The sequence below is a fragment of the Flavobacterium algoris genome (assembly GCF_048158525.1).
Classification (GTDB): Bacteria; Bacteroidota; Bacteroidia; order Flavobacteriales; family Flavobacteriaceae; genus Flavobacterium; species Flavobacterium algoris.
Genome location: NZ_JBLNKT010000036.1, coordinates 1 through 20,295 on the forward strand (window position 1 = coordinate 1; position 20,295 = coordinate 20,295).

Genomic DNA, 20,295 nt, shown 5'->3' on the forward strand with positions numbered 1-20,295 from the left:
TGAGGTTTAAAAACTGGCTGCATAATCGCTGATTTTGGTACTTAAAAATACGAAGAATCAAAGTAATAAACAAAAAAAACTGCCCGAAAATTACTTTTCGGACAGCCTCTTTTTTTTATTCAAAAATTTCACCCTCTATTAGTACAGCGTCAATAAGATTACTGCCAAAAGCATAAGGCAATTGATAATAGGAGGGAATAGGCTTTGTAATGATAAGGTTTGCTTTTTTACCAATAGTTATACTTCCGTGGGTTTCTGAAATTCCCATTGCATATGCTCCGTTTATTGTAGCAGCATTTATGGCTTCTTCAGGAGTCATTTTCATTTTTATACAAGCAGTAGCAACCACAAAGTTCATATTTCCAGATGGAGTAGAACCAGGATTATAATCCGTTGCTAATGCCAATGGAAGTCCCGCGGCGATTATTTCTCTTGCTGGAGTATAAGGAATACTCAAGAAATAAGAACAGGATGGTAAAGCAACAGGCATTGTTTCAGTACTTTTTAAAGCATTAATATCCGCAGTTGTCATAACTTCAAGATGATCTACAGAAAGTGCATTATACTTTATTCCAGCTTGAATTCCTCCAATTGAGTTGAACTGGTTGACATGGATTTTTGGCTTTAAGCCAAAACGAATTCCGGCTTCCATTATTTGTTTGGTTTCATCAACAGTAAAATAACCAGTTTCACAAAATGCATCTATAAAATCGGCCAGTTTATTTTTGGCAATTTCAGGAAGCATTTCGTTAATGATTAAATCAATATATCCTTGATGGTTTCCTTTATATTCTAATGGGAATGCGTGAGCACCCAAAAAAGTTGCTTTTATAGTTATTGGGTAGTTGTGAGCTAGGCGTTGAATAACACGGAGCATTTTTAGTTCTCCATCAACTGTCAATCCATATCCAGATTTGATTTCGACAGCACCAGTACCTAAACGCATGACTTCTTTCAGTCTAGCTTTTGATTGATCGTAGATTTCTTCTTCAGTGGATTCGTTGAGTTTTTTTGCCGAATTTAAGATTCCGCCACCACGATTTGCAATTTCTTCATAAGTCAAACCATTTATTCTATCAACGAATTCCTGTTCGCGATTACCAGCATAAACAATATGGGTATGACTGTCACACCAGGAAGGTAAAATTATTTTTCCTGTTACATCAATAGTTTTATCAGCATTTATTTTAGGCAAATTATCCATCGAGCCAAAATCAGCAATTAAGTTATCTTTAATTATTAAAAAAGCATTTTTGATTGTTGGGAGAATAGCCATTTCAGAACCGGAAACCTTAGCAATAGCTGTTTTCCGAACCTGAAGTAACTCCTTTATATTGATAATGAGTGTCGTCATTTGCAAAATTATTCTGAAACCGTTATTTCAAATATTTTATCCCAGTTTTTACCAGTAACAAATATGGTTTTAGTTTTTGGGTTGTAAGCGATACCGTTCAAGACTTCGGCTGTTTTATTTTTTACAAATTTTCTCAAACCTGACATGTCCAAAATACCTTCAACAGCTCCATTTATAGGATCTACTACAGCGATAGCATCTTTTTGCCACACATTCGTGTAAATTTTTCCATTAATCCATTCTAATTCGTTAATACTTGGAATTTTTGATTCTCCAGAATAAACATTGATGTAGCCTATCATTTTTTGGGTGTTCGGATCCATTTTCCAAATTTTTTCCGTTTTGTCTGTTTGATAAATGTATTTTCCGTCATTTGTCATTCCCCAACCTTCAATATCTTTATCGTAAGCGAACGTTTTTTCAAGTTTTAATGTTGTTGCATTGTAGATAAAACCTGTTTTTTCTTGCCAAGTCAATTGATACATTTTATTATTCAGGAAAGTGATTCCTTCTCCAAAATATTTTGCATCAAGATTAATTTGTTTAAAAACTTTTCCTGTTTTATAGTCGTATTTTCTAAAGTATGAATTGCCTTTTAATCCTGTGCTTTCGTATAAAGTGTCTTGGTAAAACTCTAATCCTTCGGTGAAAGAAGTTGTGTCGTGAGGAAATGTATTCACAATCTTGTATTTCAATAATTTTGGTCGCACATTTGAAACTAATTCCACTCTTGCAGTAGCTTCTGAGTTTTCTCCTTCGTAGTAAACTAAAGCTTTAAGGTTTTGGTACCCTAATTTTTGGTCTTTGAATTCAAATGTTAGTTTGTCAAGTCCTTTTTTAGAAGCTATTTTTTTATCATTTACGTAGTAGATAATACTGTCAACTGCTTTCGAATTTGGGTTCGAAATCCCTAGTTCTATAGCTTCTTGTGGCTGATATTGTTCCTTAAATTTAGAAATATCGAAGGTAAATACTGTATTTTCACCTTTTTTTGTATCGTTGCAACTTGCTAAAGTGATTCCTAATAAAATGAAAGATAGGAAGTTATAATTTCTCATAGTTTGATTTTTTGATGCACCAATATACAACGTTATTTTTATAGGTACAAAGCACTTGCAAAAATATAAAAAGTTTGTATATTTGCACCGGCAAGTCCTACACGACCAGCTCCTGCAGACTCCCCCAGGATGGGAACATAGCAAGGGTACGTGGTTGAGCGGTGCGATGTAGGTCGCTTGCCATTTTTAAATTTGAATTTATTTCAAATTCTTTTCAAAATACACAGAAATAAGTAGTCTTCCTTCGGGAGGATTTTTTTATTTTGGACCTTTCGTATAATAAACATCAATAAAATGGATAAAGTAGTTTTAATTACTGGAGGTTCCTCAGGAATAGGAAAATCTATTGGCGAGTTTTTGGATCAAAAAGGTTTTGTCGTTTATGGAACCAGTAGAAATCCGGAACGAATTTTGAATTCGGTTTTCCCTTTGGTCGCTTTAGATGTTCGGGATACGGATTCGATTCATGCGGCTGTTGCCAAAGTTATTGCCCTATCCGGAAGACTAGATGTTGTAATCAACAATGCGGGTGTAGGAATTACTGGACCGCTTGAAGAAATTCCAATGTATGAGATTAGGAATAATTTTGAAACTAATTTCTTTGGACCAATTGAAGTCATGAAAGCGGTGTTGCCACAAATGCGTTCCCAGCAATCTGGTTTAATCATTAATATTACTTCTATTGCTGCTTATATGGGTTTGCCTTATCGAAGTGTTTATTCGGCTTCAAAAGGTGCTTTAGAACTAATTACAGAAGGGTTGCGTATGGAAGTGAAGTCCTTTGGTGTTCATATTACAAATGTGGCTCCGGGAGATTTTGCCACTAATATTGCTTCGGGACGTTTTCATGCTCCGGTTATAAAAGGATCTGCTTATGAAAGTCCGTATGGAAATACTTTAAAAACTATGGATGAACACGTAGATAGCGGTAGTAATCCAAATGAAATGGCAGAAGCGGTCTATAAAATTATCCAAACCCCGAATCCTAAAATTCATTATAAAGTAGGTGTTTTTATGCAAAAATTTTCGATTGTCTTGAAGAGAATTTTACCGGATAAAGTATATGAAAAAATGCTTATGAATCATTATAAGTTGTAATTTTGCATCAAATTTTAGTAGCGTGAGGGATTGCAGTGAAAATCCTTTCTAGTCCTGAACTTATTTGATGATCCTGAAACAAGTTCAGGACTACAAAGATTGTAACGCAAAGCCCGACCCGAAGTTTTTCACGAAGGGTCACGCCCAAATTTTAATAACACACAAATTAAATTATATATTATGAAGTTTTTTATTGACACGGCTAATTTAGCTCAAATTAAAGAAGCACATGCATTAGGCGTTTTGGATGGGGTTACAACCAATCCATCATTGATGGCAAAAGAGGGTATCACAGGGAAAAATAGCATTTTGAAACATTACGTTGATATTTGTAATCTTGTTGATGGTGATGTAAGTGCCGAAGTAAATGCATTGGATTTTGACGGAATGGTTAAAGAAGGTGAAGAATTAGCGGATTTACATGATCAAATTGTAGTAAAATTGCCAATGACCAAAGAAGGTGTTATGGCTGCTAAATATTTTTCGGATAAAGGAATTAAAACCAATGTTACTTTAGTATTCTCTGCTGGTCAGGCTTTATTGGCTGCAAAAGCGGGTGCTACTTATGTTTCTCCATTTATTGGTCGTTTGGATGATATCTCTACAGACGGTTTGGCTTTGATTGAAGAAATCAGATTGATTTATGATAACTATGGTTATGAAACTCAAATTCTTGCTGCTTCAGTTCGTCACACAATGCACATTGTAAACTGTGCAAAAATTGGTGCCGATGTTATAACTGGACCACTTTCGGCTATTCACGGTTTATTGAAGCACCCATTGACTGATATTGGATTGGCTCAGTTTGTTGCTGATTTCGAGAAAGGAAATAAATAAAAAAATTTCAGAGAGCTATTTTCAGTCTTAGTTAATTAAATAAAAAAATCCTATTAGCCGCGGCTAATAGGATTTTTTTTTGGTTTGTATTATATTGTATTAAAATTAGTGTCCTCCACCAACTTCTATTTCGTGTCCGATTCCTTGTTTTTCAAGTATTCCAATTACTTTCCAACCGTAGAATGCTATAAAAGCAAAACATAGCACTGGGATTGCATATGAGGCGTGAATTCCAATGATATCAGCAAGTTTTCCTTGTAATGGAGGAATAATTCCACCACCTAAAATCATCATTACTAAGAATCCAGATCCTTGAGATGTATATTTTCCTAAACCTGCAATTGCTAGTGAGAAAATACATGGCCACATGATACTTAAAAATAAACCACCACTCATAAAAGCAAAAATAGCGATTGTTCCTGTAGTGAATAAACCAATTAACATGGCAATCATTCCCATTAAACCAAAAATCATTAAGGTTCTTGAAGGTTGATCTTTACCTAAAAAGAAACCAGCAATTTGGAATATAATTACGAATGCGTAACCATATAATGGCGTAACATCTTGTCCTGAAATAGCATTAGCGGCTAAAACTACACCAAAAGCTACATAAGGAATAACGATCAATAATATTTTTTTAAGTTGAGATGATGGGTTAAAAACAGAAATTGCACCTGCCCAACGACCAATCATTAAACTTCCCCAATACATAGACATATAAGGCGCTAAAGCCGGCCCTGTAATTTTACCAAAAACATCAGTTTCTAATAATGAACCAAGATTACTACCAATAGTTACTTCTACACCTACATAAGTGAATAGTGCTAACATTCCTAAAACTAATTGAGGATATCTCATAGCACCCCAGCCTTCGGCATTTTTTTGTGCAGTTACATTAGAGAATAATAATCCAATAACAACAACTAATAATGTTGCTACAGATAGACCTAAACCTAAATAATCTTTTTCTTTATTATCGATAAAACGAGTTATAAATTCAGGATCTTCATAACGGGAGAAGATATAAGCAAAAATAACTACTAATATTACTGTAATGGCAATAAGTGTTTTCATTGCATTACGAGCAGTTTCAAAAGAAGAATCACTTTTTCCTGACGGTAATTTTTTAGAAAAATGGAATAATGCTGCAGCCAATAAAAAAAGTCCGCCAACAAATACATATAGAATTCTCATAGAATCCAATGAGTTTGCTTTTTGAGCGAATTCTTCAATACTTACTCCAGAAAAAACGCCAAATAAAGCGAAAGAAACAACTATTGGTCCTATTGTAGTTCCAAAAGAATTGATTCCTCCGGCAAGATTCAATCTGCTTGATGCGCTGTGCGGCTCACCTAACGAAGCAGCAAAAGGCTGTGCGGAAGTTTGTTGTAAAGAGAAACCTAAAGCAACTATAAATAAAGCACCCAGAATGAATAAATAACTCCCTTGTGTAACAGCTAATATCATTAAAGCAGCTCCAAAAGTACTAATCAATAATCCGTATATAATTCCTTTTTTGAATCCCCAAGCATTAAGAATATCGTTTTTGGCTAAACTACTAAAAATAAAAAGGAGTAAAGCTCCTATGTAATAAGCACCATAAAAAGCAAAATCGATAAGTTGGCTTTGAAATTGGTCTAAGCCAAATTTGGCTTTACAGAAAGGGATAAAAACACCATTTGATGCTCCAATAAATCCCCAAAAGAAGAATACTGTGATTAAGGTATAAAGAGCCGAATTATTCGACTTCGTCTGTTCTGAATTCATAATTTTTTTTTGGTTTTTTTAGTTTAATTATTTCTTTTTTTTGCAGTAAGACGGTAAATATATTTGTTAAGTAAATTAAAAAAAAATTATTTAGAATAAATATTCTTAAAATTATAGAATAATCACGTTTTATTAAAAAATGATGCTTTTTTTTTAGATTTTTTGCAATTTCAAATAAAATATTGAAATCACTTTTATTCTAAAATTTTACTTTTTACATCTTTACTGTAATTTCGTCCTATAGGCAAAGTATAAGAAAGTATTTGGATTCGGTTCCCCTCAATAGATTTTATTTTGTCAATGGCAATAGTGTATGATTTATGGATTCTTACAAATCGATCCAATGGTAATTCCTCGGATAAAGAAGTTAATGACTTGTGTGTAATATAAGTTTTATCAATAGTCACAACCTTTATGTATTCTTTCATTCCTTCGATAAACAGAATTTCATCTATTGTTATTTTTACCATTTTTTTATCTACTTTGATAAAAATATGGGGTTCGATTCGATGCATCTCTGTTTTAATATTATTCTTTAAATTGATTTCTGTTGAAATCCTATTGATGCATTTAATAAATCGGGGTAATGGGATTGGCTTTACTAAATAGTCTAAAACGTCTAATTCATAGCTTTCGGCAGCAAATTCCCTAAAGGCAGTGGTGATTACAATTTTAGTTTTATACTCTATTAATCGGATCAATTCAAAACCTGTCATCATAGGCATGTTGATGTCGAGAAATACGGCATCTACACTATTGTTATTGATGAACTCCAGTGCTTCCAGTGCATTGCTAAACGTGCCAATAATTTCAAAATCCGCAAAATTGGTAAAATAATTCTGAAGGACTTTTATAGCTAATGGTTCATCATCTACTAAAACACATTTAATCTTCATTATGAATAGGTATTTGTAAAGAGATGATATAATAATTGAACTTTACTTTATGTTCGAAAGTGTATTGGTTTTTGAAAATTAATTTTAACCGCTTCTTAGTATTTATTAGACCGATACCTTTTTTTGTTTTTGTATGCTGTGAAAGTACAAAATTATTCAGAATTTCAAAACTCAAGACAGTTCCATTAATGACTTTACAGTTGATCTTTATTTTAAGGTTGTCATTATTTATGCCACCATGTTTAAACGCATTTTCTACAAGAGATATAAAAAGTAAGGGCGGAACTTTAATTTCATCAATATTAGAATCTATATTTATGGCTACTTCTACGTTTTCAAAACGAAGTTTTTCGATTTCAATATAATTCTGAATATAATTAATTTCATTTATCAAAGGAACAAATTTAGTTCCTTCAATATCGTATAGAACATATTCCATCAATTTTGAAAGCTTTATAATCACATCAGGAACTTTATCAGAGGATTCAAGCGATAAAGCGTACAAATTATTTAAAGTATTAAAGAAGAAATGAGGCTGAATTTGATTTTTCAAATATTTTAATTCAATTTTAGATTGATTTTCTTTTATGGCTCTATTTCGTTCCCTTTCCTTAAGCCAGATTAAAGTTAAATATACCGAAGATGCGATTGCAAGCACATAAATTTCACCAATGCATACAGCTACAATATGATTCAATTCAAAAGGTTTGTATTCTCTGTTGGCTTCTGGCCAAATATTTTCAGAAATGATATAATAGGTTAATTCAGTTTTCAATAAATAAACTACCATTAGACTCAATAGTAATCCTAAACTATATTTAAAATATTTTGAAGTTAATACATAGCGAGGTATAAGGAAATATAGATTGAAATATACTAATGGGATGTGAAGTGAAAATTCTAAAATATTAGATTTTAATGAATATCCATAGTCATTAAAATAAGCGCCCCAACGAAGAAAGTTCATTAAAAAAAACAATCCCCAAAACCAAAAATGGTTTTGAAGTCTGATATCGAATTTTATTTCTTTTTTTTTACGCACTTTTTTACTTAATAATTAATGGTTTATGCATTAAAATAGGGGTTCTTAATTTTTTTACAACTTTAATCAATTTGACAATAAAAAACACCTTTTTTTAAATAAAAATATCAAAAAACAGAATACAGGTAAAAAAAACACATAAAAAGCGTACTTGAAAAACGTATTGTTGACAAAATTATGTCGTTGGTTTAAAATAAAGTACAGTTGGTATAAATTATTTTTTTTAGAATACCCTTAAAGATAAATTTACCCCATAACTAACAAAAACCTTTCAAAATGAAACAAATTATCTTAATCTTTATGATTATTTTTACTTCGCAAGTTATGCTTGCACAAGTAAAAACTGTCAAAGGTTCAGTGACCGATGCTGTCGGTTCACCATTGCCTGGGGCATCTATTACAGTACAAGGAGAATCAAAAGGAACTATTACCGATTTTGATGGTAATTTCTCTATTGAAGTGCAAAAAGGAAAGACCTTGGTGATTTCTTACCTTGGCTCAGAAACCCAAAAAGTTATAGTGGGTGACGATAGTACTATTAAAGTACAATTGAAAGAAGCTGCTTCTACAGCACTTACTGAAGTAGTGGTAACTTCTCTTGGTATCAAGAAAACCAGAAAATCATTAACGTATTCTGCTCAAGAATTAAAAGGAGAAGAATTAACTCGTGTTAAAGATGCAAATATCATTAATACAATTGCGGGTAAAATTGCTGGTGTTGCCGTAACAAAAAGTGCCGGTGGTACGGGTGGTTCTACAAAAGTAGTTATTAGAGGAAATTCTTCTGTGAGTAACAACCAACCACTTTATGTAATTGATGGTATTCCTTTGTTTAATGGAACTTCAGGTCAACCTAATGCTGCTTTTGGCGACACTGCCGGTGGAAACCGTGATGGAGGAGATGTTGTGTCTCTTATTAATCCAGATGATTACGAAGGGATGACAGTTCTTAAAGGAGCTGCTGCATCTGTATTATACGGAAGTCAAGGTGCAAATGGAGTAATTTTACTTTCTTCTAAAAAAGCAAAAGAAGGAAAATCAAATCTTAAAGCTTCCTCAGTAACTACTTTTGAGTCGGCTGCATATTTACCAAAATTTCAAAATGAATATGTTGCTGTAGCAGGAGGCGAAGAAACTTGGGGAGCAAAAGGAGCTTCTAATGACCATGTGAAAGATTTCTTTGATACCGGAAACACACAAATTACTTCATTGGCTTTTTCTTCGGCTTCGGCAATATCATCTACTACTTTATCTTATGCTAATACTAGTGGATCTGGAATTATACCAGGAAGTGGTTTAAAGAAAAATAATTTTGGGATTCGTCAAACAGCAAAATTTTTCAATGATAAATTGAATGTTGCCGCGAATGCAAATTATACTACTCAAAAAGTCATTAATAGACCTGTAAATGGACTGTATTTTAATCCCTTAACCGGCGTTTATTTGATGCCAAGAGGGAATGATTTTAATGCCTACAAAGAGAACTTCGAAGTTTTTGATCCTTCAAGAAATATGATGGTTCAAAACTGGATGACTAATAGAGACATTCTTCAAAATCCATACTGGGGAATCAATAGAAATAAGTCAGAAGATACTAATCAATTTTTTAACGGATCGATTGCTTTAGATTACAAAGTAAATAACTGGTTAAGTGTTGCTTCAAGATACAGTTACAATCGTGTAGAAAGTGGTTTTGATAAAAAGATATACGCCACTACACAAGGTACTTTATCTCACACAAACGGAAGATATATAAACGTGAATACTTTAAGCACGCAGCGTTATGGTGATTTGATTGCTACAATTAATACTAAATTCAATGAAGATTTTAGTTTTAATGCTAACGTAGGAACAAGCATTACCAATACAATTGGAAATCAAAGAACAACTTTGGATTCGGGTATTGGTGGAGGTTTACAAATTGCAAACTGGTTTACATTGGGTAATTTTGTGAATAATGCAGGAAATTTACAAACGTTAGATTCTTCGAAAGAAGTACAATCTGTTTTTGCGGCTACTACTTTTGGATATAAAGATATGTTGTTTTTAGATCTTGCAGCAAGAAACGACTGGTCTTCAACATTAGTCAATACAAATAATTCCGGTTTCTTTTATCCATCTGTGGGTGTAACTGCTATTATTAGCGAAATGACAACTTTGCCAGATTTTATTAATTACGGAAAAGTTCGTGCAACGTATGCACAAGTGGGTAATGATATTTTTCCTTTTGTTACTTCTCCAACTAATGGTTTTACTTCAGAAGGTAATAAGCCTGCTATTGCAGCTCCAAAACCTGGAACGTCATTGCGTCCGGAATTAAAATCAGAAGTTGAAATTGGTACAGAATGGAGAATGTTTAATAACAGACTTGGATTCGAATTGTCTTATTATAACTCAGAAACCAAACATCAATATTTACAAATTCTTGCTCCATTAACGAATCCGCTTGGTGTAAAATACTACGGTATTAATGCAGGTAGTATTAAAAACGTAGGTTTTGAAGCTGTTGTTACCGGAAAAATTGTTAAAACGGATAAGTTCTCTTGGGATGCAACGGTAAATTATTCTCAAAATAAAAATACGGTTAAAGAAATTCCAGCTGAATTAGGAGGAAAAGTAATTTTGACTGAAGCTGGAGTGAATAACTACCGTTACGTTTTAGAACAAGGAAAACCCTATGGTGTTATCGAAGGTGTAAATATCAAAAGAGATGCTCAAGGCAGAGTACTATTAAATGCTGACGGAACAATTCAAAAAACAGGTTTTGAAGAAGTAGGAAATTCAAATCCAGACTTTATGTTAGGTTTTTCTAACTCATTTAAATTTGGTTCTTTCTTTGCAAATGTACTTATCGATGGAAGATTTGGTGGGAACGTAATGAGTTTAACTGAAGCTATAAATGACGAATTTGGAGTTTCAAAAGCTACAGGAGATGCTAGAAATGCTGGTGGAGTTGCTATTAATGCAGTTTATCCTGATGGTTCTGCTTATGCAGGAAAATATCCGGCTGAAAGTTATTACAAACAAACAGGAGGTAGAGCAGGAACAACAGGAGAATATGTTTATAGTGCTACCAATGTAAGCTTAAGAGAAGTTTCAATAGGGTACACCTTTAATACTAAAAGATTACCTTTCTTACAAACAGCCAGCTTGTCATTAATTGCCAGAAATTTAGGTTTTATTTACAAAGATGCTCCATTTGATCCTAATATTTCATTAAGTACAGGGGAAGGTTTACAAGGTATTGATGTTTACGGAATGCCATCTACAAGAAGTATCGGTCTTAATTTAAACGTAACTTTCTAATCAAAAAATCATGAAATTAAATACTATAAAAAGAACAGCTATTTGTATTTCCTTGCTTGCTGCAGTGAGTTGTACAGATAATTTTGAAGAAATAAATACTAATCCAAACGGTATTACCCAAGAATTATTAGAACAAGATTTTAATCATATAAAAGGTTCATTTGGACCAATGTTCAATAATATAATAGTTCTTACACCAGAATGGAAATACCAAGTCCAACAAGGATTACAAGGAGATATTTGGTCAGGTTATATGGCTACAGGAACTGCATTTAGAGGAGGAACAAACAACACTACTTATGATCTTGTAGACGGTTGGAATGGTTTTGCTTGGGGATCGGCTTATGGAGATGTAATGTTTAATGCTTACAATGTAGAACAAAAAGCAAAAGGGAAATACGATCAATTTTATGCGCTGTCTTTGATTTTGAAAGTTGAAGGAATGCATAGGATAACGGACACTTATGGACCTATTGTATATTCAAAATTTGGAACTACTGATCCGGTAATTGCTTATGATTCTCAAGACGAAGTTTACAATCAAATGTTCAAAGAATTAGATATTGCAGTTGCTGAATTAACAAAAAGAGTGGATGCAAATGAAGCTTCTACATTTGTAACCACTGATCTTTCATCTTACAAAGGGGATTATAAACAATGGGTTAAATTTGCCAATTCATTGCGTCTAAGATTAGCCATGCGTATCGTTAAAAAGAATCCAACTTTGGCGAAAGCAGAAGCAGAAAAAGCTATTACTCAAAAATACGGAGTGATGACTGTAAATACTGATACTTTCAAAGTGGTATCTCCTACATACAACAATCCAATAGCTACAATTAGCACAGCTTGGGGAGACATTCGTATGTCAGCAGATATGGAATCAATAATGGGTGGTTATGCTGATCCAAGGTTGCCAATTTTCTTTAATACATCAGTTCAATTTCCTGGTCAGTTCAAAGGAGTTCGTACTGGAATAGAAATTGCTGCTAAAGCTGATCATGTTGATTTTTCAGCGATTGGTCCAATTGTCAATTCAAAAGAGATTGTTTTAATGAATACAGCTGAAGTATATTTATTAAGAGCTGAAGGAGCTTTAAGAGGTTGGAATATGGGTGGGACAGCTCAAAGTTTGTATGAAATGGGTATAACTGCTTCTTTCGATCAACATGGAGTTTCAGGCGCCACGGCTTACATTGCTGATAATGTGAAAACAGCAAAAGCGTATGTAGATCCTAATTTTCCAGCAAATAATGGTGCAGCATTAAATAATGTGACTGTTGCTTGGGATGTTGCTGCCACAAATGAAGTGAAGTTGCAAAAAATCATTACTCAAAAATGGATTGCTGGTTTTCCGGAAGGACAAGAAGCTTGGTCAGAATATAGAAGAACAGGATATCCAAAATTATTACCGGTTCTTAAAAACACAAGTGGAGGTAAAATTGATTCTAATTTAGGGGTAAGAAGGGTAAACTTTGTACAGTCTGAAAAAGATGGAAATGCTGGTGGGGTAGCCACTGGACTAACAAAACTTGGTGGAGCTGATACTGGAGGAACTAGACTTTGGTGGGATACTACCGGACCTAACTTCTAAAAAGATAAGTATAGACTGAAAAATAGAAATGGTGTAAGTAATTCCTATTATTTACGCCATTTTTTATATCAGATTTTTTTTAATAAATGAGTCTCTATTAAAGAATTTAAAATTAGGCGTTATAAAATTAGGCATATTTTTTTAAAACGCATTATTGAATAAATCATGTCGTTTGTTTAAATTTTTTGACTGTTGGTATATTTTATTTTTTTAGGAAAAACGTTTTAGTTAGCTTTATACCATTATTAAGGAAATAGAGCCAAAATCAATAGATTCTGTCAAAAAAATATCTTTTTTTAGTTTATAAAAATATATTAGGAATAATTTAAATAAGTTTTTGTAAGAAGAATAAATCAACAGTTTATATTTGTAATACAATTAATATCAACGAAGTAAGTAAATCGAATAAATAAAATAAAAATGAAAAGTGCTTTAGAAATTAAACCAGACATTAGCTATAAAAGTGCCGGTAAATTTGAAGAAACTAGATTTGAAAAAATTCACAACGAAATTTTCAAAAACTCAAAAGAAGCTTCCATAATTGTAGCTCAAGAAATTGCTGAATTAATTAAATCCAAGCAAGAGAAAAATAAATCTTGTGTCCTTGGTTTAGCTACAGGGTCTTCGCCTATAAAAGTGTATGAAGAGCTAGTTAGAATGCATAAAGAAGAAGGACTTAGTTTTAGTAATGTAATCACTTTTAATCTGGATGAATATTATCCAATGACTAAAGAGAACAATCAGAGCTATCATTATTTTATGCATCAGCATCTTTTTAATCATATTGATATTAAGCCTGAAAACGTACATATTCCAGACGGAACTGTAGCTATTGAAGAGCTGAATCAATATTGTATTGATTATGAAATGAATATTAAAAATGCTGGCGGACTTGATTTTCAATTATTAGGTATTGGTCGTACAGGTCACGTTGGGTTCAATGAACCTGGATCCCATATCAACTCAGGTACTCGAATAATTACTTTGGATCACATTACAAGAGTCGATGCTTCATCAGATTTTAATGGGATTGATAATGTTCCTAAAAGAGCCGTTACCATGGGGGTTTCTACGATTCTTAGATCTAAAAGGATTGTATTAATGGCTTGGGGGCAAAATAAAGCCGATATAATAAAGAGGACGATTCAAGGCGATATTAGCTCTGAAGTTCCAGCTACATTTTTGCAAAATCATACTAATGCCACTTTCGTTTTAGATCAATCGGCGGCTTCAGAATTAACCCGTTTCAAAACACCGTGGTTAGTTGGTGAGTGTATTTGGACTCAAGAATTAAAAAGCAAAGCGATTGTTTGGCTTTGTCAAAGTACCAATCAATCGATTTTGAAATTGACCGACAGAGATTACAATAATAACGGAATGTCTGATCTTTTAGCATTAGAAGGATCTGCTTACGACTTGAATATAAATATGTTCAATGTATTGCAACACACCATAACCGGATGGCCAGGGGGTAAACCTAATACTGACGATTCTCATAGACCTGAAAGGGCTAATCCTGATAAGAAAAGAGTGATCCTTTTTAGTCCGCATCCTGATGATGATGTGATTTCTATGGGAGGAACTTTTTCGAAATTAATAAAACAAGGGCATGATGTTCATGTGGTTTATCAAACCTCTGGAAACATAGCAGTAACAGATGATGAAGCACTAAAATTTGCCGAAGTTAGTAACGATTTTATTAGAGATGATAAAACTAAAATTAATTTTCAAGCAGTTATAGATTTTTTAAATAATAAATCTGAAAATGAAGTTGACTCGGTTGAGGTTAGAAAATTGAAAGGATTGATTAGACGCAGAGAGTCTTACGCTGCTACAAGATATATTGGATTAAAAGATGAAAATACTCATTTTTTAGATTTACCATTTTATGAAACTGGACAAGTAAAGAAAAACCCTTTAGGTCCAGAAGATATTGCTATTGTTCAAGATATTATTGCTAAAATTAAACCTCATCAAGTTTTTGCCGCTGGAGATCTTGCTGATCCACATGGTACCCATGAGGTTTGTCTGAATGCTATTTTTGCTGCTATGGCTGCATTAAAACCACAGCCATACATGAATGACTGTTGGTTATGGTTATACCGCGGTGCTTGGCATGAATGGGATATTCACGAAATTGATATGGCTGTGCCATTAAGTCCTGATGAGGTTTTACTCAAAAGACATGCTATTTTATACCATCAATCTCAAAAAGACAGAGTGATGTTTCAAGGGAACGACTCTAGAGAATTTTGGGTAAGAGCTGAAGACCGTAATAAGAGTACGGCAAAACTATATGATGATTTAGGTCTTGCTGAATACGAAGCTATTGAAGCTTTTAAGCGTTTTGACTATTAAAAAATACTTTTAAAAAACGGATAAAAAATATGAAATTCATTCTAATCCTATTATTCACTGCTTTTGTTTCTAATGCTCAAATACAAAAGGAACAATTAGATCTTATGCCGTGGCCACAAAATATAAATTTGACAGCCGGTACTTTTGCTTTAAGCAAAGGATTTAAAGTAAATATTACCGGTAATCCAAACCCTCGAATATTTGTAGGAGCAACTAACTTTTTGCGAAGATTAGACGGTAGAACAGGTTTGTTTTTTGAGCAAGGTTTTTCGACAAAAATAAACGAAAATCCAGAAGCCGAATTGCAAATTAATTGTGTTCGCAACGGAAAAATAGGATTGTATGAAGATGAGAGTTATCAACTTAGTATTGAATCCAATAAAATAAAAATTAATGCTACAACTGATTTAGGAGCTCTACATGGTTTGGAAACATTATTGCAATTATTGCAAAATAATAGTAAATCATATAATTTCCCAACAGTTGAAATTACAGATTTACCACGGTTTACGTGGAGAGGATTGATGATAGATGCTGCAAGGCATTTTCAGCCTATAGCTGTGATTAAAAGAAATCTCGATGCTATGGCTTCAATGAAAATGAACGTTTTTCATTGGCATTTAGTAGATGATCAAGGATGGCGAATAGAAATGAAAAACCATCCAAAGTTTACACAAATGGCTTCAGACGGAGAGTTCTACACTCAAGAAGAAATCAAGAATATTGTAAAATATGCCGGAGATAGAGGAATTCTGGTAGTTCCAGAAATTGATGTTCCAGGGCATGCATCTGCAATACTAACGGCGTATCCGGAATTAGGCAGCAAAGTGCTGGATTTAAAATCTAATTCAGTTGAAAGTAAAAAGCAAAGTGCTGCAATTGCAAATTATGCAATCGAAAGAAGATCAGGAATTTTTGACGCAACATTAGATCCAATAAATCCCAAAACATATCAATTGTTGAGTGAAATTTTTGATGAAGTTTGTCCTTTATTCCCTGGGGATTATTTTCATATTGGTGGAGATGAAAACAATGGAAAAGAATGGGATGCGAATCCTAAAATACAAGAATTCAAGAAGAAAAATAAATTAGCAAACAATCATGATCTGCAAACGTATTTCACCATGCAGTTGGTTCCAATGTTAAAAAAGCATAACAAAAAATTAATGGGATGGGAAGAAATAATGACTGAGAATATGTCTAAAGATGCCATTATCCATGCCTGGAGAGGAACTAATGAAGGGCTTTCAGCTGGTGGGTCATTAATCAAAGCCGCAAAAAATGGTTATAAAACAGTTTTGTCAAATGGCTATTATATTGATTTGATGTTAAGTGTAGAAAGTCATTATCTAAATGATCCAATCCCCAAAAACAGTATTCTTACTCCTGAAGAAAAAGCAAGGATTCTAGGTGGAGAAGCGGCTATGTGGAGCGAACTCGCAACACCTTTAAACATAGATTCAAGAATTTGGCCAAGAACAGCTGCTATTGCGGAACGATTGTGGTCTAATGAAAATGTTACCGATATGAATAGCCTTCATAAAAGACTAAAAACGGTTTCTTTTAGATTAGAAGAACTTGGAATTACACATGTAAGGAATAAGGAAGTAATTTTAAGAAACATTAGTAACAATCAACAAACTAGTGCTCTGAATGATTTTTCAAATGTTTGTGAGCCTTTGAAAATATATACCCGCAATAGTCATGGAATAAAATATCGCATGTATTCTCCTTTCACACTATTTGCTGATGCATGCACAGCTGATGCATTAGATGTTTTTGATTTTGATACAGCAGTAAACAAATATTTAGAGAATAAAAGCTTAGAAAATCAAACTGTAGTGACTAATTATTTAAAAAAATGGATTGCCATGAATGCTGACTTAATAACTTTAAGCGCTAATGCTCCATTAATTCAACCGCTTTTACCTTTGTCTAAAAGTTTAAGTGATATTTCAGAACAGCTTTTACTCGTTATCGAGAAAAAGCAAACTGTAAATCCAGCTACAATGAATGATTTATTAGTACAATGTAATTCTAAAAAGAATGCTGATGTAGAATTAGCAGTTTACAATAGTTTAAAAAAGTTACTTTAAGTTTTAAATCGATATAAAATATTAGTTTCTTTTCTATTTGGTTAATGGTTTGTTTTAAAGAAAATTAATATTGCAATCCTGACAGGTATGATTCTGTCAGGATTTTTTTGATTAGCACTTTAATGTTAAGCAAATTACAATTCATAAAAATGTATTTTCCGAATAAAAAAAATCAGTATTTTTTTCGTATTTTTGCAAAAATTTTATAAAAAATAATATTCATGTTAACAGTAAATAATTTATCAGTTCAGTTTGGCAAACGAATTTTGTTTGACGAAGTAAATACTACCTTCACGCACGGTAATATATACGGAGTTATTGGAGCCAACGGTGCTGGAAAATCTACTTTTCTTAAAATAATTGCTGGAGAAATGGATCCTACATCAGGACATATTCATTTAGAACCAGGAAAACGTATGTCGGTTTTAAACCAAAACCATAATATGTTTGATGAGAGTACCGTTCTTGAGACCGTAATGATGGGTAATAAAACGTTGTATGCCATCAAAAAAGAAATGGATGCTTTGTATTTAGATTACAATGATTCAAATGCAGACAGAATAGGGGAGTTGCAAGTGCAATTTGAAGAGATGAATGGTTGGAATGCTGATTCTGATGCCGCATCAATGTTATCCAATCTGGGTATTACCGAAGAGCATCATTATACTTTAATGGGAGATCTTGAGGGTAAAATAAAAGTTCGTGTTCTTTTGGCACAAGCACTTTTTGGAAATCCTGATTTGCTTATTATGGATGAGCCTACCAATGATTTAGATTTTGAAACCATCGCCTGGTTAGAAAATTTCTTAGCAAATTATGAAAATACAGTAATTGTAGTTTCTCACGACAGGCACTTTTTAGATTCGGTTTGTACCCACATATCGGATATTGATTTCAGTAAAATAAATCATTATTCAGGAAATTATACTTTTTGGTATGAATCAAGCCAATTAGCAGCAAAACAACGCGCACAACAGAATAAGAAAGCCGAAGAAAAGAAACAGGAATTAGAAGAATTTATCCGTCGTTTTAGTGCGAATGTAGCCAAATCAAAACAAGCTACTTCTCGTAAAAAAATGATTAGTAAGTTGAATATTTCTGAGATAAAACCTTCAAGTCGTCGTTATCCTGCAATTATTTTTGACCAAGAGCGTGAAGCTGGAGATCAAATCTTGAATGTACAAAATTTAAGTGCTTCAATAGATGGGGATGTCTTATTTAAAGGGGTAGATTTGAATATGGCCAAAGGCGATAAAATTGTTCTTTTCTCAAAAGATTCTCGCGCTACAACAGCTTTCTACGAAATTTTAAACGGAAACCAAAAAGCGGATTCAGGAACTTACGATTGGGGAGTTACTACAAACCAAGCGTATTTGCCAGTTGAAAACCATTCTTTTTTTGAAAGTGATTATTCGCTTGTAGATTGGTTGCGTCAATGGGTAAAAACTGAAGAAGAACGTGATGAGGTTAACATTCGTAGTTTCCTTGGGAAAATGATTTTTTCAGGAGAGGAAGCCTTGAAAACGTGTAGAGTATTATCTGGAGGAGAAAAAGTACGTTGTATGTTGTCTCGAATGATGATGGAAAGAGCCAATGTCTTAATGCTTGACGAACCTACGAATCACTTGGATTTAGAGTCCATTACAGCCTTTAATAATTCATTGAAAAACTTCAAAGGATCTGTGATTTTCACTACTCATGATCATGAATTCTCTCAAACGGTAGCCAATAGAGTGATTGAATTGACTCCAAATGGAGCTATTGACCGTTACATGACGTTTGATGATTATCTTGATGATGAAAAAGTTCAAGAATTGAGAACGAAAATGTATACCGTATAAAAATAATACTATTCAATATTTTAAAAATCTCCCGCTATTGTGGGAGATTTTTTGTTTAATTGATTATTCTTACAATTTAAATGCAAATTATTATAATCTACTTTTTACCAAAGATTTTACTGATAATAAAAATTACGATTGCTATTACAGCAATCACTATAAAGATCCCTACACCCATTCCTGCTTTAAATATTCCTTCTACTACAGAACAGCTTGTAAATGAAAGTAATATTATAAAATATACTAATACTCTTGTTATTTTTTTTTGCATGATTTTATATTTTTTTATTATCATAAAAGTATAGAAATTGAATAACGATTAGTTATATAATTTCTGTAGTTTCTTGCAAAATTTTTATTATTATCGAAAAAAATAACAAAATGTTAGTTTGTAATTAGTAATTATTTTTTTTTAAACTAATTTTCATGCCAAAAAAAATATATTTTTGAGTTTTACTATTTCTATTTAACCCCAATTTATAAAATGACTAACATTGACTTTAATTTAAAAGTTCCTCGAATAGATGTAGTTGATGCCTTGCGTGGTTTTGCAATTATGTCAATTATGTTACTTCATAATGTAGAACATTTTAAATATTATTATTTACCGGAAAATTTTCCAGCTTGCTTTGCTTCATGGTCAAATGTAGCGTTTACGTTAGTACTCGTTTCTACTTTCGTTTTACTCTATCAAAAGGATTCAGTTAATAAAGTCCTTGTTAAATTGATTCCTTTTGGAAAAATGAGTTTGACAAATTATATCATGCAATCCATGATTGGGGCTTTTATTTATTATAGATATGGCCTTGGTCTTTTTGAATATACAGGAGCTACATGCTGTTTATTAATAGGGTTTGTATTGTTTATTATCCAATTGTCTTTTTGTACTTGGTGGCTTAAAACCCATAAGCAAGGGCCTTTAGCGCATATTTGGCACAAAGGAACATGGATTTCATTCGGTAAATAATGAGTACAATTATTTTCTCGCTTTATATTTATAAAATCATAAAGTGTAATTCGTATATTTGCAAAACCAAACAACACACTTTAA

14 protein-coding genes and 1 other RNA gene are annotated in these 20,295 nt (G+C 32.8%); 9 read left to right on the forward strand and 6 right to left on the reverse strand.

What is annotated here, in order from left to right:
* Positions 1–115: 115 nt before the first annotated feature.
* Both hutI and ACM55I_RS14590 read right to left on the reverse strand, forming a co-directional pair.
* A complete protein-coding gene (gene hutI, locus ACM55I_RS14585; RefSeq protein WP_416847579.1) occupies positions 116–1,354 on the reverse strand; it encodes an imidazolonepropionase in 1,239 nt (412 codons plus the stop codon).
* Positions 1,355–1,362: 8 nt separating this feature from the next.
* Entirely contained in the window at positions 1,363–2,412 is a 1,050-nt protein-coding gene (locus ACM55I_RS14590) for a glutaminyl-peptide cyclotransferase (RefSeq protein WP_416847580.1), read from the reverse strand.
* Positions 2,413–2,500: 88 nt separating this feature from the next.
* On the opposite strand from ACM55I_RS14590, the gene ffs reads away from it, so the two are divergent.
* The 3 genes from ffs (at position 2,501) to fsa (ending at position 4,347) form a co-directional block, all read left to right on the forward strand.
* Positions 2,501–2,598: signal recognition particle sRNA small type (gene ffs, locus ACM55I_RS14595), an RNA gene on the forward strand.
* 108 nt (positions 2,599–2,706) lie between these two features.
* Complete coding sequence (locus tag ACM55I_RS14600) at positions 2,707–3,510, forward strand: SDR family oxidoreductase (RefSeq protein ID WP_416847581.1); 804 nt, start codon at positions 2,707–2,709, stop codon at positions 3,508–3,510.
* 180 nt (positions 3,511–3,690) lie between these two features.
* Positions 3,691–4,347 carry a fructose-6-phosphate aldolase gene (gene fsa, locus ACM55I_RS14605; RefSeq protein ID WP_416847582.1) on the forward strand — a complete coding sequence of 219 codons (657 nt, stop codon included), beginning with the start codon at positions 3,691–3,693 and terminating at the stop codon, positions 4,345–4,347.
* Positions 4,348–4,452: 105 nt separating this feature from the next.
* Here the strand turns inward: fsa and ACM55I_RS14610 are convergent, their stop codons facing one another.
* The 3 genes from ACM55I_RS14610 to ACM55I_RS14620 form a co-directional block, all read right to left on the reverse strand.
* Positions 4,453–6,114, reverse strand: coding sequence for an MFS transporter (locus ACM55I_RS14610; protein ID WP_416847583.1), 1,662 nt, complete (start codon positions 6,112–6,114; stop codon positions 4,453–4,455).
* Positions 6,115–6,308: 194 nt separating this feature from the next.
* Positions 6,309–7,010, reverse strand: coding sequence for a LytR/AlgR family response regulator transcription factor (locus tag ACM55I_RS14615; RefSeq protein WP_039109884.1), 702 nt, complete (start codon positions 7,008–7,010; stop codon positions 6,309–6,311).
* On the reverse strand, positions 7,000–8,052 hold the full coding sequence (locus ACM55I_RS14620; RefSeq protein ID WP_416847584.1) for a sensor histidine kinase: 1,053 nt from the start codon (positions 8,050–8,052) through the stop codon (positions 7,000–7,002). Before ACM55I_RS14620 ends, ACM55I_RS14615 begins: the two co-directional genes overlap by 11 nt.
* Before the next feature lie 276 nt (positions 8,053–8,328).
* Here ACM55I_RS14620 and ACM55I_RS14625 point away from each other — a divergent pair, with 276 nt between their 5' ends.
* The 5 genes from ACM55I_RS14625 (at position 8,329) to ACM55I_RS14645 (ending at position 19,244) form a co-directional block, all read left to right on the forward strand.
* Positions 8,329–11,358, forward strand: a complete 3,030-nt coding sequence (locus ACM55I_RS14625) for a SusC/RagA family TonB-linked outer membrane protein (RefSeq protein WP_416847585.1) — start codon at positions 8,329–8,331, stop codon at positions 11,356–11,358.
* 10 nt (positions 11,359–11,368) lie between these two features.
* Complete coding sequence (locus tag ACM55I_RS14630) at positions 11,369–12,949, forward strand: RagB/SusD family nutrient uptake outer membrane protein (protein WP_416847586.1); 1,581 nt, start codon at positions 11,369–11,371, stop codon at positions 12,947–12,949.
* 420 nt (positions 12,950–13,369) lie between these two features.
* Positions 13,370–15,307 (forward strand): glucosamine-6-phosphate deaminase, encoded by a 1,938-nt coding sequence (gene nagB, locus ACM55I_RS14635; protein ID WP_416847587.1) that lies wholly within the window; start codon positions 13,370–13,372, stop codon positions 15,305–15,307.
* 29 nt (positions 15,308–15,336) lie between these two features.
* Positions 15,337–17,403 (forward strand): beta-N-acetylhexosaminidase, encoded by a 2,067-nt coding sequence (locus ACM55I_RS14640; RefSeq protein WP_416847588.1) that lies wholly within the window; start codon positions 15,337–15,339, stop codon positions 17,401–17,403.
* 221 nt (positions 17,404–17,624) lie between these two features.
* A complete protein-coding gene (locus ACM55I_RS14645) occupies positions 17,625–19,244 on the forward strand; it encodes an ABC-F family ATP-binding cassette domain-containing protein (RefSeq protein ID WP_039109890.1) in 1,620 nt (539 codons plus the stop codon).
* Positions 19,245–19,341: 97 nt separating this feature from the next.
* Here the strand turns inward: ACM55I_RS14645 and ACM55I_RS14650 are convergent, their stop codons facing one another.
* Positions 19,342–19,515 carry a hypothetical protein gene (locus ACM55I_RS14650; RefSeq protein WP_416847589.1) on the reverse strand — a complete coding sequence of 58 codons (174 nt, stop codon included), beginning with the start codon at positions 19,513–19,515 and terminating at the stop codon, positions 19,342–19,344.
* Between the two features lie 213 nt (positions 19,516–19,728).
* Between ACM55I_RS14650 and ACM55I_RS14655 the strand changes: the two genes are divergently transcribed.
* Positions 19,729–20,211, forward strand: coding sequence for a DUF418 domain-containing protein (locus tag ACM55I_RS14655; RefSeq protein WP_416847590.1), 483 nt, complete (start codon positions 19,729–19,731; stop codon positions 20,209–20,211).
* Positions 20,212–20,295: the final 84 nt, after the last annotated feature.

Coding starts and splice junctions, on each gene's coding strand:
- ACM55I_RS14625 (WP_416847585.1), top strand. CDS start 8,329: ATGAAACAAATTATCTTAATCTTTATGATTATTTTTACTTCGCAAGTT.
- ACM55I_RS14600 (WP_416847581.1), top strand. CDS start 2,707: ATGGATAAAGTAGTTTTAATTACTGGAGGTTCCTCAGGAATAGGAAAA.
- ACM55I_RS14640 (WP_416847588.1), top strand. CDS start 15,337: ATGAAATTCATTCTAATCCTATTATTCACTGCTTTTGTTTCTAATGCT.
- fsa (WP_416847582.1), top strand. CDS start 3,691: ATGAAGTTTTTTATTGACACGGCTAATTTAGCTCAAATTAAAGAAGCA.
- ACM55I_RS14590 (WP_416847580.1), bottom strand. CDS start 2,412: ATGAGAAATTATAACTTCCTATCTTTCATTTTATTAGGAATCACTTTA.
- ACM55I_RS14655 (WP_416847590.1), top strand. CDS start 19,729: ATGACTAACATTGACTTTAATTTAAAAGTTCCTCGAATAGATGTAGTT.
- ACM55I_RS14610 (WP_416847583.1), bottom strand. CDS start 6,114: ATGAATTCAGAACAGACGAAGTCGAATAATTCGGCTCTTTATACCTTA.
- ACM55I_RS14630 (WP_416847586.1), top strand. CDS start 11,369: ATGAAATTAAATACTATAAAAAGAACAGCTATTTGTATTTCCTTGCTT.
- hutI (WP_416847579.1), bottom strand. CDS start 1,354: ATGACGACACTCATTATCAATATAAAGGAGTTACTTCAGGTTCGGAAA.
- ACM55I_RS14615 (WP_039109884.1), bottom strand. CDS start 7,010: ATGAAGATTAAATGTGTTTTAGTAGATGATGAACCATTAGCTATAAAA.
- ACM55I_RS14645 (WP_039109890.1), top strand. CDS start 17,625: ATGTTAACAGTAAATAATTTATCAGTTCAGTTTGGCAAACGAATTTTG.
- nagB (WP_416847587.1), top strand. CDS start 13,370: ATGAAAAGTGCTTTAGAAATTAAACCAGACATTAGCTATAAAAGTGCC.
- ACM55I_RS14650 (WP_416847589.1), bottom strand. CDS start 19,515: ATGCAAAAAAAAATAACAAGAGTATTAGTATATTTTATAATATTACTT.